General features: G+C 61.8%; 20 protein-coding genes. 11 read left to right on the forward strand and 9 right to left on the reverse strand.

All coding sequences use genetic code 11. From position 1 onward, the window contains the following. Positions 1-77: 77 nt before the first annotated feature. Positions 78-1,034 (reverse strand): right-handed parallel beta-helix repeat-containing protein, encoded by a 957-nt coding sequence (locus AC3EML_RS19035; RefSeq protein WP_352520251.1) that lies wholly within the window; start codon positions 1,032-1,034, stop codon positions 78-80. A gap of 1,407 nt (positions 1,035-2,441) precedes the next feature. On the opposite strand from AC3EML_RS19035, the gene AC3EML_RS19040 reads away from it, so the two are divergent. The 3 genes from AC3EML_RS19040 (at position 2,442) to murI (ending at position 4,906) form a co-directional block, all read left to right on the forward strand. Then, the gene (locus AC3EML_RS19040) at positions 2,442-3,281 is read left to right on the forward strand and encodes an RNA methyltransferase (RefSeq protein ID WP_352520252.1); all 840 of its coding nucleotides are present in this window, start codon (positions 2,442-2,444) and stop codon (positions 3,279-3,281) included. An 81-nt stretch (positions 3,282-3,362) separates the two neighbouring features. Beyond that, positions 3,363-3,971, forward strand: coding sequence for a DUF805 domain-containing protein (locus AC3EML_RS19045; RefSeq protein WP_023731156.1), 609 nt, complete (start codon positions 3,363-3,365; stop codon positions 3,969-3,971). Between the two features lie 146 nt (positions 3,972-4,117). Then, positions 4,118-4,906: a glutamate racemase gene (murI, locus tag AC3EML_RS19050; protein ID WP_352520253.1), complete on the forward strand. Its 789-nt coding sequence runs from the start codon at positions 4,118-4,120 to the stop codon at positions 4,904-4,906. Between the two features lie 83 nt (positions 4,907-4,989). Here murI and AC3EML_RS19055 read toward each other — a convergent pair whose 3' ends face one another. Then, the gene (locus tag AC3EML_RS19055) at positions 4,990-6,372 is read right to left on the reverse strand and encodes an RNB domain-containing ribonuclease (RefSeq protein WP_352520254.1); all 1,383 of its coding nucleotides are present in this window, start codon (positions 6,370-6,372) and stop codon (positions 4,990-4,992) included. A 162-nt stretch (positions 6,373-6,534) separates the two neighbouring features. Here AC3EML_RS19055 and AC3EML_RS19060 point away from each other — a divergent pair, with 162 nt between their 5' ends. Next, entirely contained in the window at positions 6,535-6,723 is a 189-nt protein-coding gene (locus AC3EML_RS19060; protein WP_352520255.1) for a DUF3008 family protein, read from the forward strand. A gap of 103 nt (positions 6,724-6,826) precedes the next feature. Here the strand turns inward: AC3EML_RS19060 and AC3EML_RS19065 are convergent, their stop codons facing one another. After that, positions 6,827-7,027 (reverse strand): hypothetical protein, encoded by a 201-nt coding sequence (locus tag AC3EML_RS19065; protein ID WP_023690200.1) that lies wholly within the window; start codon positions 7,025-7,027, stop codon positions 6,827-6,829. 385 nt (positions 7,028-7,412) lie between these two features. Between AC3EML_RS19065 and rpsD the strand changes: the two genes are divergently transcribed. The 4 genes from rpsD (at position 7,413) to AC3EML_RS19085 (ending at position 10,338) form a co-directional block, all read left to right on the forward strand. Next, the gene (gene rpsD / locus AC3EML_RS19070; RefSeq protein ID WP_023669107.1) at positions 7,413-8,030 is read left to right on the forward strand and encodes a 30S ribosomal protein S4; all 618 of its coding nucleotides are present in this window, start codon (positions 7,413-7,415) and stop codon (positions 8,028-8,030) included. Positions 8,031-8,137: 107 nt separating this feature from the next. Next, the gene (ttcA, locus tag AC3EML_RS19075) at positions 8,138-9,025 is read left to right on the forward strand and encodes a tRNA 2-thiocytidine(32) synthetase TtcA (RefSeq protein WP_023750764.1); all 888 of its coding nucleotides are present in this window, start codon (positions 8,138-8,140) and stop codon (positions 9,023-9,025) included. Next, a complete protein-coding gene (locus tag AC3EML_RS19080) occupies positions 9,015-9,842 on the forward strand; it encodes an inositol monophosphatase family protein (protein WP_023684879.1) in 828 nt (275 codons plus the stop codon). Before ttcA ends, AC3EML_RS19080 begins: the two co-directional genes overlap by 11 nt. Before the next feature lie 85 nt (positions 9,843-9,927). Further along, on the forward strand, positions 9,928-10,338 hold the full coding sequence (locus tag AC3EML_RS19085) for a hypothetical protein (RefSeq protein ID WP_023669104.1): 411 nt from the start codon (positions 9,928-9,930) through the stop codon (positions 10,336-10,338). 63 nt (positions 10,339-10,401) lie between these two features. Here AC3EML_RS19085 and AC3EML_RS19090 read toward each other — a convergent pair whose 3' ends face one another. Together AC3EML_RS19090 and grxD are read right to left on the reverse strand one after the other, a co-directional pair. Beyond that, the gene (locus tag AC3EML_RS19090) at positions 10,402-11,670 is read right to left on the reverse strand and encodes a multidrug effflux MFS transporter (protein ID WP_023697568.1); all 1,269 of its coding nucleotides are present in this window, start codon (positions 11,668-11,670) and stop codon (positions 10,402-10,404) included. A 118-nt stretch (positions 11,671-11,788) separates the two neighbouring features. Beyond that, positions 11,789-12,124, reverse strand: a complete 336-nt coding sequence (gene grxD / locus AC3EML_RS19095; protein WP_023669102.1) for a Grx4 family monothiol glutaredoxin — start codon at positions 12,122-12,124, stop codon at positions 11,789-11,791. 163 nt (positions 12,125-12,287) lie between these two features. On the opposite strand from grxD, the gene AC3EML_RS19100 reads away from it, so the two are divergent. Then, complete coding sequence (locus tag AC3EML_RS19100) at positions 12,288-13,094, forward strand: phosphodiester glycosidase family protein (protein ID WP_488505292.1); 807 nt, start codon at positions 12,288-12,290, stop codon at positions 13,092-13,094. A gap of 12 nt (positions 13,095-13,106) precedes the next feature. Here the strand turns inward: AC3EML_RS19100 and AC3EML_RS19105 are convergent, their stop codons facing one another. The 3 genes from AC3EML_RS19105 to purL form a co-directional block, all read right to left on the reverse strand. Further along, positions 13,107-13,340 (reverse strand): BolA/IbaG family iron-sulfur metabolism protein, encoded by a 234-nt coding sequence (locus AC3EML_RS19105; protein ID WP_010909092.1) that lies wholly within the window; start codon positions 13,338-13,340, stop codon positions 13,107-13,109. A gap of 99 nt (positions 13,341-13,439) precedes the next feature. Then, positions 13,440-13,964 carry a hypothetical protein gene (locus AC3EML_RS19110; RefSeq protein WP_352520257.1) on the reverse strand — a complete coding sequence of 175 codons (525 nt, stop codon included), beginning with the start codon at positions 13,962-13,964 and terminating at the stop codon, positions 13,440-13,442. Beyond that, the gene (gene purL, locus AC3EML_RS19115; protein WP_352520259.1) at positions 13,961-16,192 is read right to left on the reverse strand and encodes a phosphoribosylformylglycinamidine synthase subunit PurL; all 2,232 of its coding nucleotides are present in this window, start codon (positions 16,190-16,192) and stop codon (positions 13,961-13,963) included. The genes AC3EML_RS19110 and purL overlap by 4 nt, the downstream gene beginning before the upstream one ends. Before the next feature lie 189 nt (positions 16,193-16,381). On the opposite strand from purL, the gene AC3EML_RS19120 reads away from it, so the two are divergent. Then, the gene (locus AC3EML_RS19120) at positions 16,382-16,546 is read left to right on the forward strand and encodes a hypothetical protein (protein ID WP_023669098.1); all 165 of its coding nucleotides are present in this window, start codon (positions 16,382-16,384) and stop codon (positions 16,544-16,546) included. A 29-nt stretch (positions 16,547-16,575) separates the two neighbouring features. Here the strand turns inward: AC3EML_RS19120 and AC3EML_RS19125 are convergent, their stop codons facing one another. Continuing rightward, positions 16,576-17,985, reverse strand: a complete 1,410-nt coding sequence (locus tag AC3EML_RS19125; RefSeq protein WP_352444707.1) for an aminotransferase-like domain-containing protein — start codon at positions 17,983-17,985, stop codon at positions 16,576-16,578. Positions 17,986-18,078: 93 nt separating this feature from the next. Between AC3EML_RS19125 and AC3EML_RS19130 the strand changes: the two genes are divergently transcribed. After that, positions 18,079-18,324 (forward strand): DUF1127 domain-containing protein, encoded by a 246-nt coding sequence (locus AC3EML_RS19130; protein WP_352520260.1) that lies wholly within the window; start codon positions 18,079-18,081, stop codon positions 18,322-18,324. The last annotated feature ends 14 nt before the right edge of the window (positions 18,325-18,338 follow it).

The following is an 18,338-nucleotide window of genomic DNA, read 5'->3' on the forward strand; positions in this document are numbered from 1 at the left end:
AATCGGATGAGATGGGCCGCAATCGTCACCCAACGGTGCTGTGTCGCGTGGACTTTCCACGCGACACTGCCTGTCGGCTATTTCAACGCGACTGGTGTCGGCGCGACGCCTGGCGACACATTGCCGTCAATTTGGTTGTTGCCGTAAGATTGGATTTGGCCGCTGACCAATGTGTTGAGACCAGTACCGTTGCCGCTTATGACTGAGCTTCCAACGCGGACGACAGAGTTGGCATTTGCCGAACGGATGCCGCTGTCGCCGTTGTTTGCCGACGTGACCCGGTTCAACATCACCCGTAGTGCCCCGGATCCGGCAGATGCCGAGAAGCCATGGGCGCCGCCTCCAGCTACGACTGTGTCCGTAACACTAATATCGACGGAACCCGTCGTTGTGCCGGTGGAGCCAAGCAATCCGACGAGATTGTTCGACAGGACGCTGTTCTTGACCATCAGAGTAGCCCCCCCGCTCCCGCCGGGTTCGATCGAGATGCCATTCCTGCTATTGCCCGTAATATACGAGTTGCTGACATGAATCTCGGTTACAAGCGCGGTGTTGTTGACGAGAATGCCATTACCGCTGCCGGCGGGCGCGGCGGCGGTGAAATCACGTATTATGCAATCTTCAACGATGAGAGATGCACCTTGCAAGAAGCGAATCCCGTTTACACCGCCATTGCTGCCGTCAACATCGAGCCCGCGAAGCACAACATCAACACCGGCACCATTAATGATTACGCCAGTTACGCCTGAAGCTAGGATGGAACCTTCGACATGCTTGCATGAAATCGTCATCGACTTGGTTATCGTCACCGCGCCGAATCCACCGGGATCGATACAATTTATGATGCCGCCTGTCGCCGTCTTGGAAATCGCGCCGGCAAACGTCTTGCAAGGCGCAGTGCGGCTGCAGGGATTGGCGTCGTCGCCAACACCGGAAACCCAAGTCCTGGTCGCTTGCGCGGAAGCTGGCGCAATCAGGAAGCCCGACGCCAGAATCAATATTGCGAATGAAAAGAAGAACCGTAACATCTTCATTTGCCCCTCCTAAAAAGATTAGCCGGCAGCCCTTGCCGGCTGGTGAACCTGTTAAACACGCTTGGGGGCGCATACAGATAGTGGTCGGATGCAGGACGCAATCCCACCGCCAAATTACCATTTGCTATACAACTTTGAACCCAAGCTTTTTGGATATTATACCTTTCTAAATTGGTTTTCCAGCGATGCGACGCACGGTTGCAAATAAAAGCGTCAATCACAGGTAATATCGGCGCATAAACACCGTTGCTGGCGATATTGGGCACCGATTTGAATGGGGGCCGGATGCACCCGCACCTGCACGTGTTTTGATTCGTTATTTAATTCCGATCACTCCAATTTGTGGCACATAGGTGTCACGATAGGGATCAGCTGTTTCTCGGGCCCCCTTCGCCCGTGATTTGCAGTCCGTTCCATGCCAGATTCCTCGTCAGGGTCCGGAGCGTAGATCACTCCGACCTGCTTCCCTTTACATTTTCACATCTCGGCTTCGGACCTGTCGGACGCTCAATGCTTACGGTCTTGGCAATTGCATTGTTTATTCTCCCTATGGCGATCCAAATGCGGCCAGATACCATTCCGCGCCATCGTACTCTACCTCGGCCCACTGATTGCCGACAAAGCTTTGTCTGCAATCGTCAGCGTGAAAGCGCCACCGCCAGTACGAGTGAGGCGGAAGCGAGGGCTTGGTAAGCATTGGTGTTTGACAGCGTAACGATGCGGTTGGCAGTCAGCGTTCCGGTGTGCTTGCGATGCTCGCCGTTAGTCAACGTGGTCAGGTGAAGTCAGCATCGGTGGCAAGCGTTTCCTGCCCGCCGTGGGTTAGGCGCTTCCAGTCAGTACCGTCTGACTCCAACATTCCCCCGCGGCCGCCACTGTGGCGGTATTGGGCGTAGATGCTTGGATAGTCATAACCGGGACCCGATTACGTCAGGTCTGTGGAAAATTTGGAACCCGTTGGTCGTCGCCGCCGTCGGTGCGGATGTCAATGACGTAAATGTTGCGTCGCCTATATCCGGCGTACCCAGGCTAAACCTGTATTTGCGACAAACTTCGTGCCGGTACCGGTTTGGCTCGCTGTCGGTTCCACGTTCGGCCTGATCGCGCCTGTCGCGGCCTGAAACAATATCAGCGCGGCGATCTCGGTAGCGGCGATCCGATGACCTTCCTTTCCATATTCCCCTCCGTAAATCGGGATCTAAGCATTTCGCTGCTGGAGACGTAAAAAGCCCCCGCACCTTGGGAGTGTGGTCAGTCAGGTCATCGGAAACGCCTCGCAGGTTTTTAACAAGCGAGACCCGCGGGTGGACCCATGGGTATTTGTCGATCGCGCGCCACAACCCTTCAAAAAGTCGTATCGATATGGCAGGACGCACTGAGACTTCACAATGCAGCCATCTGGACCACATGTCAGGAACGGACTTTCAGCGCGCCGCTGGCCCGGCGATCATCCTGGTCGAGCCGCAGCTCGGCGAGAATATCGGTATGGTTGCGCGCGCCATGGCCAATTTCGGTCTTGCCGAGTTGCGTCTCGTCAATCCGCGTGACGGCTGGCCGAGCGAGAAGGCGCGCGCCGCCGCCAGCCGCGCCGACCATGTCATCGATGCCGTAACAGTGTTCGGCGACCTGGCGTCCGCCGTCGCCGACCTCAACTTCGTCTTCGCCACCACGGCGCGGGAGCGCGACGGCTTCAAACCCGTGCGTGGTCCGGTCGAAGCGGGCAGGGCGCTGAGGGCGCGTCAGATGGCCGGCCTGCGCACCGGCATCTTGTTCGGCCGCGAGCGTTTTGGGCTCTACAATGACGAGGTCGGGCTGGCCGACGAGATCGTCACCTTCCCGGTCGATCCCGGCTTTTCGTCGCTCAACATCGCCCAGGCCGTGCTGTTGATGTCTTATGAATGGATGAAGTCGGGCCTGGAAGACGAGACGGCGACCAATTTCTCCAGCCCTGAAATGAAGCCGGCAAGCAAGGAAGAGTTGCACGGGCTGTTTGCCTATCTCGAAGGCGCGCTCGAAGCGCGCGGCTATTTCCGCCCGGCGCCCAAGAAACCCAAGATGGTCGACAATCTGCGCGCCGTCTTGACGCGCGCCGGTTTCGCCGAGCCGGAACTGAAAGTGCTGCGTGGCATCATCTCGTCGCTCGACCGGTTTTCGCCGGCCATGCCGCGCGGTGACGGCTCGCCGGGAGACGATCCAAGGCGTTTGCCGGCCGCTGCGCGAAAACCCCAGGCAGATAAAGAAGATTAGAAATCGCTAAGCTTCGAACGGCTGAAGTAACCGAATTTTATTTGCTTATCATCCATTGTTGTCAAAACGGTGGGGTGGCAGATGTTCACGTCCAAAATCGGCCGTATGCGCTTCTTCTTCTATTCCCTCGGCGTAGCCCTGCTCGAGGCCGTTCTTGCCGTGCTGTGCATCGTTGGCACGATCGGCTTTGAGGGGCTGGTCAACTCGGCGCCCGGTCCATCGCGGCAAGGGATGGCAGGCGCGGTTCTGATCGTTTCCCTCCTGGCTGTGGTCATGCGTGCCAACATCGCCTGGCGACGCAGCCGCGACGCCAACGGCAAAGCCTGGATCCTGTGGTCCTACATCGTGTTCTGCGCCATCTACGCCTTTCTGCAGGCAGGCACGCTGCTGGTCATCGATTTCAACAATCCGGAAAGCACGTCCAGCGGTTTGAACCTGCTTGCGCTGTCGATCTTTGGCCTTTGGTGCACGATTCTGGTGGCTAAGCCGGTGGCCGGCATCAATATCGACGAACTGACATCGGTTTTCGATTTCGATGGCGATACGCCCATGCCTGCGGCATCCAGCCGGATGGCCAGCAGCGCGGCACAGTCTTCTATGCGCAACGCCACACCGGCCACGCGCTCGGTGCCGTCCGCCCAGCCTCTGGGCCGTCCGCGGCCCGCCGGCTTCGGCAAGCGCGGGCTCTAGAGCAACCGAGGCAAGGTCGTCTTCGCCGGCTTTGCGTGGAAGTTGCTAACATTCGCCACTTCAAGGCCATGATGGTTGCAGATAGAACGGCATTCGCCAATGACCGCCAAGCCTTCTGATCCAGCCTCTTTCATGGTCCGATATCAATGAGCCACCGTCCGATACTGATGTTCGATTCCGGCGTTGGCGGATTGACCGTGCTGCGCGAAGCGCGCGTGCTGATGCCCGACCGGCGCTTCGTCTACGTCGCCGATGACAAGGCCTTTCCCTACGGCGCCTGGGAAGAGCCGGCGCTGCAGGCCCATATAGTCGAGCTCTTCGCCAAGCTGCTCGACCGTTTTGATCCGGAAATTTCGGTCGTCGCCTGCAATACCGCTTCGACGCTGGTGATCGATGCGTTGCGGGAAAAATTCCCTGGCCATCCCTTTGTCGGCACGGTGCCGGCAATCAAGCCGGCTGCCGAGCGCACCCGGTCCGGGCTGGTCTCGGTGCTGGCGACGCCGGGCACGGTGAAGCGCCAGTACACGCGCGACCTGATCGGCAAATGGGCGCAGAAATGCCATGTCCGGCTGGTCGGCAGCAACAATCTCGCCGGACTGGCCGAGGCCTACATGCGCGAGGGCTTTGTCGACGAGGAGGCCGTGCGTGCCGAGATCGCACCGTGTTTCGTCCAGCATGACGATTTGCGCACGGACATCGTCGTGCTCGCCTGCACGCACTATCCGTTCCTGGCCAATCGCATGCGCAAGACCGCGCCCTGGCCGGTCGACTGGATCGACCCGGCCGAGGCGATTGCGCGGCGCGCTCTGTCTCTGCTTCCGGCTGTCGACGGGCCATTGCCGCAAAGCGAGCCCGACATCGCCGTCTTTACCTCGGGAAAGACGGACTTCGCCATCAGCCGGCTGATGCAGGGTTTTGGATTGAGCGCGCGCTAATTCATGTCGCCCAAAAGTGCGCAGCGGTCTTGGGACAACGACATGCATAAAACGAAAAAACTAAAGCGCGTCGCCGACGCGCTTTAGGCAGGCTCGAAGACAATGACGCGCCGATCCGGATCGGCCGAAACAAGCCTTAGCGTCAGGCCATCGCCCTGCCTGAACCCCGAGGCCTTCACATTCGCAACGACAGGCATGTCCGAGAGCTGAACGCGCACACGCTGATCACCGACGTCGGTGACGACGGCCTTGAATGTTTCACCCACGCGCCCCCTCAGCATCACCGCCTCGGCAAGGTCGATGGCCGCGTGGTTGATCTGCGAGGCGCGGGCGCCTGCGCGGCCCATCACCTTCGGCAGTCTGGAAAACGCCTCGGTAACGGCTTGCGGCACCGGCTGGCCGTTGGCGATGGCCAGCACGCAGCGCACGACGTAGCGATCGGCCAGCCGCCTCAGGGGCGCAGTGGCGTGGGCATAGGTCGCGGCCATCGCCTCGTGCCAGGGGACAACGCCTTCCTCATAGGGTTGGTAGGACGCGCCGGAGCCGGCGCGGCGGATTTCCAGCATCAGCGCTGCCTGTTGCATGTTGGTCGGATCGAGGGTTCGCTGATAGTCGGACAGGCTGATCGAAGGAGGCCAGGACAGGCCTAAGGCCCGTGCCGCGCTGCGCAGTCTTTGTACTTTGGAAGCATCGGGCGGCGCCATCACGCGGAACAAGCCGGTCCGGTGTGCCAGCATGGCGTCGGCAATCGCCATGTTGGCGGCCAGCGAAAGTGCTGCGTTGTCTTGCTCGGATTGCAGCAGCGGTCTGAACGCAAGCTGGAACGTGCCATCGGCAAGCTGTTCCACCTCCTGCTCGGGCGGGTCGACGCGCGAAGCGCCGCGACGGTCTTCGGCCGCCGCCATGCGCCGCGCGATTTCGGCGAAGCCGACTGGGACGTCGGCGGCCTGCACGCTGTCATAGGCGAGCTTGGCGCGGCTTTGAATGATTGCCCGCTCCGCGCCATCCAGCCTTACCGCTCCGTCCTCGGCAATCCGGACCGTGAAGATGACAGCCGGACGCGGAGCGCCGGGCAGCAAGCTCGCGGCGCCCTCGGCAATGACCCGGGGATAGAGCCCGGCCTTGCCGTCCGGCAAATACAGGGTTTCGCCCCGCGCCCAGGCTTCGCGATCCACCGCGTCGCCGTCCGCGACGAACCAGGCTACGTCGGCAATCGCATAGTGCAACAGAAGGTCGCTACCGCTCGCTTCGATCGAAAACGCTTGGTCAAGATCGGTGGAAGCCGCGGGATCGAGCGTCACGAAAGGCATCGCCGTGCGGTCGGCATGCTGGTCGGGCACGCGCCTGGCCGCCGTCTGTGCCATGGCCATTACATCAGGGGGAAATCCCTCCGGCACATGGAACTCGGTGCGGATTTTCGCGAGGCCGGTAGCGAGTGCCTGCGAGGGATCGTTCAACGATTTCATGGCGCCGTCCTACACCGGCGTTGCGGGCACGGGAAGGTGGTTTTGCCGGCAGTGCCGGCCGACCATGGGCTGGCATGAGCGCGGAACGGAAGTTGACCGCCAGCGCTGGAACCGTCGCCGGAGCGCAACGTTTCTTCCTCTGGCAGCAAAGGAGGAGCCGATATGCCTGCAACCTCAAAAGCACAGCAAAAGGCCGCTGGCGCAGCCCTGTCGGCCAAGCGCGGCGAGATCAGGAAGAGCGAGCTTCAAGGCGCGTCGAAGTCGATGTACAATTCGATGAGCGAAAAACAGCTCGAGGAATTCGCAGAGACCAAGCGCAAAGGCCTGCCGGAGAAGAAACCGGCAGACTGAAACCTTGAACCGCGTCGATAAACAAAGCCCGTGGCCGAAACCACGGGCTTCTTCGAATTCAGGCCAAGCCCGTGGTTTCAAGCCAAGCCCGAAACTCCTGACGTCACCAGCAGCGCTTCACCTTGTAGCGGATGACCTTCTTGTGGCCATGCCGCCAGATGACCTTCTTCTTCACCACGACATGGCAGGTCTGACGATGCTTGTGGCCCTGCCAATGCTTGGCCATCGCTGGCTCGGGCACGGCGATCGACATCGTCCCGGCCAGGACGGCTGCACCGACCAACGAGAGGAAAAACTTCTTCATGCGACTTCGGGCTCCTTTGGCTCCAGTCCCTTCCTAAATGCCGTCGGCGCAACAACCTCCCGCCGCATCCGGCACGGCACTCAACGCCAAAGACGTGATATGGTTGCCGGGCCCAGCGCCAGCGACGCGCTTGACTCTGCTCAAATCTCCGTTTAACGAGCGCACCAACACCGGGCCGCAATGCCCGGTTGTTTCTTTTGCATGGCAGCCTGGGAAAGCAGGTTTATCGTTTCCTGGGTTTTGTCTAGACTGACGTGTCCCGTGGGTTTTCCGCCGCGTTGCGTGGGAAAACCCTGTCAGGCCTCGAAAACGGAGGCCAGAGGAGGGCGCGTTTCCTTCACCCGGACCATGAGGCTCCGGGTGGTTTGTTTTGAAAGGGAATGCGATGAGCAAGCGCGAATCCGCGAAGTACAAGATCGACCGCCGTCTCGGCGAAAACATCTGGGGCCGCCCGAAGTCCCCGGTCAACAAGCGTGAATACGGCCCCGGCCAGCACGGCCAGCGCCGCAAGGGCAAGCTTTCCGATTTCGGCCTGCAGCTGCGCGCCAAGCAGAAGCTGAAGGGTCACTATGGTGATGTCTCCGAAAAGCAGTTCCGCAAAGTCTATGAAGAGGCTGATCGCCGCAAGGGCGACACCTCCGAGAACCTGATCGGCCTGCTCGAGTCGCGTCTCGACGCGGTCGTCTACCGCTCCAAGTTCGTGCCGACCATTTTCGCGGCTCGCCAGTTCGTCAACCACGGCCACGTCAACGTCAACGGCAAGCGCGTCAACATCGGCTCGTACCGTTGCAAGCCGGGCGACGTCGTCGAAGTGCGCGAAAAGTCGAAGCAGCTGGTCATCGTGCTGGAAGCGGTCGGCCTCGCCGAGCGCGACGTGCCGGACTATATCGAAGTCGATCACAACAAGATGGTCGCGACCTTCTCGCGCATCCCCGGCCTGGCCGACGTTCCGTTCGCCGTGCAGATGGAGCCGAACCTGGTCGTCGAATTCTATTCGCGCTGATCGATCCCTTTTCTGCGATACCGGAAAGGGCCGCCCGTCGAGGCGGCCTTTTCTTTGTCGGCCATGTCCGCTAATCCGGCACTCTCGGCTATGGAAAGCGACAAGCCATGAACATGCTGGCAGACATCGAAACAGTTGAACCGATTGCTGAAGGCGGCTTCCATCCCCTGTTTGCCGACGTGCCGTCATCGGTCGAGTTCAACAAACTGCGTAAGCGGCTGTTGCGGTTGACCCGCCAGGCGGTCGAGGATTTCGCCATGGCGAGGCCCGGCGACCGCTGGCTGGTGGCCTTGTCCGGCGGCAAGGATTCCTACGGCCTGCTGGCCGTGCTGCTCGATCTCAAATGGCGCGGGCTGCTGCCGGTCGAGCTGCTGGCCTGCAATCTCGACCAGGGCCAGCCGAATTTCCCGAAGCACATTTTGCCCGATTACCTCGATGCGCATCGCATTCCCCATCGCATCGAGTATCAGGACACCTATTCGGTGGTCACCGACAAGCTGCCTCAGGGCAGCACCTATTGCTCGCTGTGCTCGCGGCTGCGGCGCGGCCATCTCTATCGCATCGCGCGCGAGGAGGGCTGTTCGGCGCTGGTGCTCGGCCACCACCGTGAGGACATTCTCGAAACCTTCTTCATGAATCTATTCCATGGCGGCCGCCTTGCCGCCATGCCGCCAAAGCTGCTCAATGACGACGGTGACGTCATGGTGCTGCGGCCGCTGAGCTACTGCGCCGAGGTCGATCTGGAGAAATTCGCCGCCGCGATGAAATTCCCGATCATTCCCTGCGATCTCTGCGGCAGCCAGGAAGGCCTGCAGCGCAACGCCATGAAGGCGATGCTGGACGATATGGAAAAGCGCATGCCGGGCCGCAAGGACACGATGCTGCGCGCGCTGTCCAACACCAGGCCGTCGCATCTGCTCGACAGAAAGCTGTTCGACTTTGCCGCCCTCAATGGCAGCCTCAGCACAGGACAAGACATTTCCGATGATATTTGATGACCAAGCGATCGACTGGCTGGCCGAGCTTCTCGCCGATGCAGCCAGGGCCGAAATCATGCCACGCTTTCGCCGGCTGGGCGAGGGCGACATCAGACAGAAGACCTCGGCTGCCGACCTGGTGACCGAGGCCGACATCAACGCCGAGCGGCTGATCACGGCCAGGCTGCGCGAGCGCTATCCTACGGCGATGATCGTCGGCGAGGAAGCCTGTTCCGACAATCCGGCGCTGCTTCAGGGGCTCGGTGATGCCGACCTCGCCTTCGTCGTCGACCCGGTCGACGGCACCTTCAACTTCGCCTCCGGCGTGCCGCTCTTCGGCGTCATGCTGAGCGTCGTCGTCAAGGGCGAAACCGTCGCCGGTATCATCCATGACCCCGTAGGCCGGGACTGGCTGATCGGCGCCAAGGGCGCCGGCAGCCATATCCGCCATGCGCATGGCGCGCTGGAGACGGTGCATGTCGCCGATGCCGTGCCGATCTCGCAGATGACCGGCTCCGTCTCCTGGCAATATCTGGCGGAACCGCAACGCTCGCTCTTGGCGCGCAACCAGACCAAGACCCTATCGCAGTTCGGCTATCGCTGCGCGGCACATGAATACCGTCTTCTGGCCAGCGGCCATGCCCATTTCGTCGTCTACAACAAACTGATGCCGTGGGACCATCTGGTCGGTGTGCTGATCCACGCCGAGGCCGGCGGCTACACCGCGCGGATCGACGGCAGCGCCTATCTGCCCTCGCATATCGACGGCGGCATTCTTGTCGCCCCGGACAAGGAAAGCTGGCAGGAGTTGCGCAGGGAACTCTGGGCGCAATAATCGGTCCAACTGCTGGTAGAGGCTTTCGTCAAGTATATTGGCTCTGTTATAGTGTCCAATCTCTCGCGAAGTCGGAAGCTGCGAAATGAAACATCGGTCCGCAATTGTTGCAACGGCGCTTGCACTTGCCTTGGCCGCCGCTGGCGCCACTGAGGCAAGATCGCAGGAACGCGCGTGCGGCAGTCGCGATCCCGTCGATACCATAGACGAGATGTTTTCCGCGATCTTTGCCTGTTGGCAGCCGCCGCCTGGAAGTGCTGGCATGACCCTGACGCTGAGTTTCTCAATTCGCAAAAACGGCACGCTGATGGGCAAACCGCGCGCCACTTTCTCCCATATGGGAGATGATGCCTCGCTCAACCGGGTCTTTGTGTCATCCGTGCTCGAAGCTCTCGACAAGGCTCTGCCGATGCCTCTTTCGGACAGCATGGGTGGCGCCATCGCAGGGCGCCCGCTGTTCCCTCGTTTCACGGCAGTGATTGGCGGCGCATCCTGAAACGCGTCGCTTGAAGGTGGCTGCGGTCTGAGACAAATAAAACTCGTAGCGCAGAACAGTTGCTCAATGCAGGTCGGTGACGTGCCCTGAAATGGGTGGGTTGTGCGGCTGGAACATCTTGCCGCGCTCGGCGATCAGGATCATCAGCAGGGCCGCGACCGAGACGCTGCAGAAGCCGGCGGCAAGCGGCGTCACCGTGCCGTTGAAGGCCTGGCCGATCAGCGTGCCGAGGATGCCGCCGAGAAAAGTCTGCATGAAGCCCAGGATGGACGACGCGGTGCCCGCCAGTTGGCCGAGCGGCTCCATCGCGAGCGCGTTGAAATTGGCGCCGAGCGCGCCGAACGGGAGCATCGCGCTGGCGAAGAAGGTGATGAACAGCCAGAGTGGCATCTTCATTTGAAGCGAAACGGTGAGCCAGGCAAGGCTGATCACCAGGAACAACAGCAGTGCGCTCTGCGACAGGCGGCGCATGCCGATGCGGCCGACCAGGCGCGAGTTGAGGTAGTTCGAAAAAGCGAGAACGCCGGCGACACCCGCGAAGATGACAGGAAACAATTCGCCGACATGAAAAATGTCGACATAGATCTGCTGTGCGGAGGCGATGAAGCCGAACATGGCGGCGAAAATGAAGGTGCTGGCAAAGGCGTAGCAAAGCGCCATGCGGTTGGTGAGCACGATGCGGAAACCACCGACGACGGATGAGACTGTCAGCGGCCGGCGGTACTCCGGATGCAGCGTCTCCGGCAGCCGCAGCAGCGACCACGCCGACACGATCAGCGCCCCGACGGCCATGGTGACGAAGATCCAGTGCCATGTTGCGAACAGCATGATGACCTGGCCGATCCCAGGCGCGATCACCGGGATGGCCATGAACACCATGAAGATCAGAGACATCACCTCGGCCATGCGCCGACCGTCGAACGTGTCGCGCACGATCGAGACGGCGATGACGCGGGTCGCCGCCGCACCGATGCCTTGCACCAGCCGGCACAGCAGCAGGACGGCGAATGACGGGGCGATGGCGGCAGCTGCCGCCGCCACGACATAGATCGCCAGCCCGGCAACGAGCGGCGCGCGGCGCCCGAACCGGTCCGAGATCGGTCCGAAGAAAAGCTGTCCGCCACCGAAGCCCAATATATAGGCGGTGATCACATACTGGCGGTGGTTTTCATTCTCAACGCCAAGCGTGGCGCCGATTTGCTGCAGTGCCGGCAGCATGATGTCGATGGCCAGCGAGTTCAACGCCATCAGTGCCGCGCACAGCGCGATGAATTCCCAGCGCGGAATAGGCAATTTGCGTGCCTGTTGCGGCGCTTTTGCTGGCTGGTCCACGGCGGGTCCGATCTTCAAAACGAATATGCGCCGGCATGCCGGCGCATAAGTTCGTCCTCACTCCGATAGGGGGAGGTAACATTTTGCCGGGGCGGGGCTGCCCGGTCTCAACTCAGAATCAGGCTGTCGCTTTGACGCTGACGCCCTTGTCGACGAGCAACGTCTGCAGCTCGCCCGCCTGGAACATTTCGCGGATGATGTCGCAGCCGCCGACGAATTCGCCCTTGACGTAAAGCTGCGGGATCGTCGGCCAGTTCGAATATTCCTTGATGCCTTGGCGCAGTTCGGCCGAGGTCAGCACGTCGACGCCCTTGTAGTCGGCTCCGATGTAATCGAGAATCTGGACGACCTGGCCGGAAAAGCCGCACTGCGGAAAACCGGGCGTGCCCTTCATGAAAAGGACGACGTCGTTGCCCTTCACTTCGCTGTCGATGTAGTCGTTGATGCCGCTCATGAGATATCCTTTCACGCCTGTGGGAGTCAGGCTCGAAGCATAGCCATCAAATAAACCCATAGATGGGCCGAAACAAGATGTTTGCGCCGCCGTCGCGGAAATGGCGCAAAGGATCGCCTGTCTTGGGCCAAGCATCCGAGCCGATTGCAGCCTTCGGAACATGATGAAAAGACGATATGGCGCCGCCCTTCCGATCGCCATCCTGCTGGCGGCGATTGCCGTTGTCTGGTGGCCGAGACGCCCGGAGCCGCCGCCGCTGGTCATTGGCGGTGACCTGCCCGCGCCTTGCCGGAATGTCGCCTTCGAGGCGGTGACCTATGTCGTCTGCGAGATCGATCTTCGCGCCGACAGCATCGGTGTTTTCCACGCCGGCGCCGATGGCAAGCCTTTTGGTTCGCTCGAAGCCTTCGACAAGGCGGTTGCGGGCGAGGGGAGGCCGGTGCTGCTCGCCATGAATGGCGGCATGTATCACGAGGATTTGTCGCCGGTCGGCCTGCTGGTCGAGAACGGCAGCGAAAAGTCACGGCTCAATCTTGCCGACGGCGAAGGCAATTTCTTCCTGAAACCGAACGGCGTCTTTCTGGTGGGCAATGACGGCAAGGCGGCTGTCATGGAAAGCAACGCCTATGCCGTCGCCAAACCCGATGTTGCCTTCGCCACGCAGTCTGGCCCGATGCTGGTGATCGATGGCGTGCTACATCCGCGCTTCGAGGCGAATGGCACCTCGCGCTACATCAGGAACGGCGTCGGGGTGCGTGACGAAAACACCGTCGTGCTGGCGATCTCGCGGTCGGAGGTCAGTTTCGGCAGCTTTGCGCGGCTGTTCCGCGACGCGCTACAATGCCGCAACGCGCTGTTCCTCGACGGCGCGGTCTCCGCGCTGTCGGATGGCGACAGGATGATTGTCGGCGGAAGATATCCGGCAGGGCCGATCATTGCCGTGTTGGCAAGCCAGCCGCCGACGCGCTAGGCCAGCCTGGCGTCAGTCCGGCACACTGGTCTGCAACGCCAGCGCGTGCAGCACGCCGCCCATATTGCCCTTCAGCGCATCATAGACCATCTGGTGCTGCTGGACGCGGCTCTTTCCGCGGAAGCTTTCGGCCACCACTTCGGCTGCATAGTGATCGCCGTCACCGGCGAGGTCGCGGATCGTCACCTTGGCGTCCGGAATGCCGTCCTTGATCAGTTTTTCGATGTCGTGGGCATCCATTGCCATGGCAAAATCCTGTTCTGGGCGGCTAGGCACGAGTGACTCGGACGGCAGCCTAAAGCCTTTCTGGTCCGGGTTGAAGCCGTTCTGTCGGCGACGCAGTGTCTAAGGGCCATCCTGCCGCGGGTGAACCACACCATCTTCAGTAATGTCGTCGCGGGTCGAGAACCCCCGGCCAAGGCTGAACACCAGGACATAGAGCGGGATGTTGAGCGCCAGGGTGATAATCGGGAGATAGCTGGTCATCTGCCACAAGGGCGAAAAGAATGGTTGGCCATAGCCGTCGCAGATCAGCGATGACCCGTATTCCCACAGCGCGCCGGTAATGACCGCAATGGCAAATAGCTTGATGCAGATGGCGACATGCCTTGCGCGCGCCGGGTTCGGCAAAAGGCGGCTCCACAGCACCAGGCAGACGATGGGGATCGCATAGATCAGACTTTGCAAGGCCAGCATCTGCAGTGTGCCATTGGCCGCCTCAAGGAACTGGTCACGCTTTTCCAGCAGCGGACAGACCTCGCTCGAGGTCGTCGACAGCAGGAAAAAGACGAACGGCCCGAGGAACCAGAAGAAGAACAGCGACGGCCAGAAGACGACTGCGATCAGCGTCCGGGCTGCCAGGCTGGTCAACTGGACTTGTCCATGAAGTTCGGGAACCAGCCTTCGTGGGCGGCGGTCAATTCGCTGACCGGGATCGCCCTGGCATCGCCGAGCTTCAGTTCGTTTCCACCGGTCGAGCCGATCCATGGCGCAAAGATGCCGAGCTTGCTCTGTTCCTCGCGGATGGCGTCCCATTCCTTGCTCTGCGGATCGACGGACAGCGTCAGGACGTAACGGCCCTGGTCTTCGCCGAACCAGACCGGGATCGGGTCGGTGCCGGCGAGCCCCGGAATGGTGGCGCCGATGCCGGACGCCGTCGCCATTTCGGCCAGGGCTATCGCCAAGCCGCCATCGGAAAGGTCATGCGCCGCGGTCACGACGCCCGACGCGATCAGCGCGCGCACGTGGTCGCCGACGCGCTTTTCATGGGCGAGGTCGACGGATGGCGGCGGCCCGTCGGTACGGCCATGGATGTCCCTGAAATAGGCGGACTGGCCGAGATGGCTGCCCCAGCTTGCGGGTGCGCCGACCAGCAGGATCATCTGGCCCTCGGCGGCAAAGCCGATACGGGTCATCTTCGACCAGTCGGCAATCAGCCCGACGCCGCCGATGGTCGGCGTCGGCAGGATGCCCTGGCCGTTGGTTTCATTGTAGAGCGAGACATTGCCCGACACGATCGGGAAGCCGAGCGCGCGGCAGGCATCGCCAATGCCTTTCACCGCGCCGACCAGTTGGCCCATGATCTCGGGCCGTTCCGGATTGCCGAAATTGAGGTTGTCCGTCGCCGCCAGCGGCAGCGCGCCGGTGGCGGTAAGGTTGCGCCAGCATTCGGCCACCGCCTGCTTGCCGCCTTCATACGGGTCGGCCTCGCAATAGCGCGGCGTCACGTCGGAGGAGAAGGCGAGCGCCTTGGTCGGATGGCCTTCGACGCGCACCACGCCGGCGTCGCCGCCCGGAAGCTGCAGCGAATTGCCTTGGATCAGCGTGTCGTATTGCTCCCATACCCATCGCCGCGACGACAGGTCCGGCCCGCCGAGCAGTTTCAGCAGCGCGTCGGCGACATCGGCCTTCGGCGCATCGCCGGCGGCAAGCGCCGCAGGTTTCTTCGGCTCGACCCAGGGGCGGTCATATTCCGGCGCCTTGTCGCCAAGGTCCTTGATCGGCAGGTTGGCGACCTCGTCGCCCTGGTGAATGACGCGGAAGCGCAGATCGTCGGTGGTCTTGCCGACAATGGCGAAGTCGAGGCCCCATTTGTGGAAGATCGCCTCGGCTTCCTTTTCCTTCTCGGGGCGCAGCACCATCAGCATGCGCTCCTGGCTCTCCGACAGCATCATCTCATAGGCGCTCATGCGCTCTTCGCGCACCGGCACCTGGTCGAGGTGAAGCTCGATGCCGAGGTCGCCCTTGGCGCCCATCTCGACCGCCGAACAGGTGAGGCCGGCCGCACCCATGTCCTGGATGGCGATGACGGCGCCGGACGCCATCAGCTCAAGACAGGCTTCGAGCAGGCATTTTTCGGTGAAGGGATCGCCGACCTGCACGGTCGGGCGCTTCTCGTCGATCTTGTCGTCGAACTCGGCCGAGGCCATCGTGGCGCCGCCGACACCGTCGCGGCCGGTCTTGGCGCCGAGATAGACGACCGGCAGGCCGACGCCCTTGGCTTCCGACAGGAAGATCGCATCGGTCTTGGCAAGGCCCGCGGCAAAGGCGTTGACCAGGATGTTGCCATTGTAGCGGGCGTCGAAATTGACCTCGCCGCCGACCGTCGGCACGCCGAACGCATTGCCGTAGCCGCCGACGCCGGAAACCACGCCGCTGACAAGGTGCCTGGTCTTGGGATGGTCGGGTGCGCCGAAGCGCAGAGCGTTCATCGCCGCAATCGGCCGCGCGCCCATGGTGAAGACGTCGCGCAATATGCCGCCGACGCCGGTCGCCGCACCCTGGTAGGGCTCGATGTAGGAGGGATGGTTGTGGCTCTCCATCTTGAAGACGACGCAGTCGCCGTCGCCGATATCGACCACGCCGGCGTTCTCGCCCGGACCCTGGATGACCTGCGGCCCGGTGGTCGGCAGCGTGCGCAGCCATTTCTTCGAGGATTTGTAGGAGCAGTGCTCATTCCACATCGCCGAGAAGATGCCGAGTTCGGTAAAGCTCGGTTCGCGCCCGACCAGGTCGAGGATGCGCTGGTATTCGTCGGGCTTCAGCCCATGCGCGGCGATGAGTTCCGGGGTGATCGGCACGGAATTGGAAATGGTCATGGGCGGCGATTGATGTCCATGGGAGAGGGGAATTTGAGTCCCCCTCATATCGCAAGCTTTGGCGTGATACACCCCATTGGATGACGAAAAACGCCGGAAAACCACAGGGCGACGATGGTAGCGGGGAGCCGCTGGGGAACGCTATGGCATCCCGGCCGTTAGGCCTCAAACCAATCAGGAGATTTCGACATGGCCACCAAGCAAGGCAAGAAAGACAATCGCCTCTCCGACAAGGAGGCCATGCATATTGCCGAGACCACCGACGTTTCGCCCAAGCAGGCCAAGGACCTGGCCGAGAAGCACGGCAAGGACAAGGGCGCAAAGGAAGCCAAAAACTTCAAGGCAGAGGGCTGAACCTGAGATCGGGATACAGGAGGACCGAGTCAGGACGAACTGTCGTAGCCGGCGCGGCCTTCCTCCAGCAGCCGCCGGATCACCGCGACGCCGCCGGTGATGTCCTCGCGCCGCCTTGGCTGCGAGACGCCGAAACGCACGCCGTGAAAAACCTGCTCGGAACGCCCCGCCTTGAACTCGTCCTCGTCGTCGAGGAGCACGCCATTTTCGAGGCATGCGCTCCTGAACGTGCCGGACAGCCAGGGATCGGGCAGCGTCAGCCAGACGAAGGGCACGCTGCCGTGTGACTTGAAGGCGAAACCCGCCAGTGTCTCGCGCACGATGGCGATGCGGGCGGCAATTTCGGCAATGCTGCGTTTGCGGATATCGCCAGCCTGCCCTGACAGCACCAGCCGCGCATTCACCTCCGCCAGCAGGAACGGCATCCCGCCGGTCATCATCTTGTGGGCGACGCGGATGCGATGGCGATAGGCGGGCGGGCAGGAGAGCCAGCCGCCGCGAACACCTGCCGCGACCGATTTCGACAGACCGCCGGCGACAATGGTGCGCTCGGGTGCATATTCGGCGATGAGCGGCGTCGGATCTTCGGTCAGGCCGCCATAGAGATCGTCCTCGATGACGATGACATTGTACGCGCGCGCGACCCGGGCGATCGCCTCGCGGCGCGAAACCGACAGGATCGCCAGGGTCGGGTTCTGCACCGTCGGCATCAGGAAGATCATCTTCGGGTGCTTTTGCGCGCAGACGCGTTCGAAATCCTCGGGATCGATGCCTTCCACGTCCGATGCGACAAGTGCAATGCGCCGCCCGATCAGCCCGGCGCTGCGGGCGATCTGCGAATAGGTGAGGTGCTCGAAGGCGACATAGTCGCCCGGTGTGGTCAGTGCCGCAATCGCCGCCATCACCGCGGCATGTGTGCCAAGCGTGGGAACGATGGTGTCGGCTGCCGGACGGAACGAATTGCGCGACAGCCAGCGGGCGCCGGCCTCGAACCAGCGCTCCGGAAAATCCCTGGTGTAGCTCGAAATCTCGTGCGGGTGATCCTGCACCGTGCGCGAGAGCATGTCAGCGACAATGGCGCCCTGGCCGATGTCGGGCGCGGCAGTGCTGTCGAAACGCAGCTTGCCGGGCGGCGCATCGACATAGCGCGTGCCTTGCACGGCAGGCTCGGCGAATTCGGGTGACGCTTCCGATTGCTGCGCCAGCACATAGGTCCCGCGACCGACTTCGCCGCTCACCAGGCCGCGCTCGCGCAGCAGCTGATAGGCTCGGCCGATCGTGCCGACCGTCGTGCCGATATCATAGGCGAGATCGCGCTGCGGCGGCAATTTTGCCCCGGCATCGATGACGCCCTTGTCGATGTCCGACTCGATGCTGTCGGCAAGGCGCTGGTAAAGCGGGCCGGAACCGATGGTGAGGTCAGGGAGCCAATTTGTCATGGTGACAATTCTGTATATTGCACCAGATCGGGTGTCAATGCATATCAGAACCGTACCAAGATGGGTACAATTTGCAAGGTTGGCAGAAAGACAATGGATACAATCGAGACAATCCGCTGCGCGGACATTGAATTGGTCGGGCAGCGCCCGTCCAGCCGGCGAGGCTTTGTCGGCCGGATCGTGCATGTGGTCAGATCGCTGGCGCGATGGATCGACGTGCTGATCGAGCGCCGTCGCGGCCGCCTGGCTTTGCTCGAAATGACCGACGAGCAACTCAGGGATATCGGTGTTTCGCGTGGCGACGCCTACCGTGAAGGGATCCGACGGCTCTGGGACTGACCCGGAGCCGGTTC

The organism is Mesorhizobium sp. P170090, assembly GCF_057786115.1.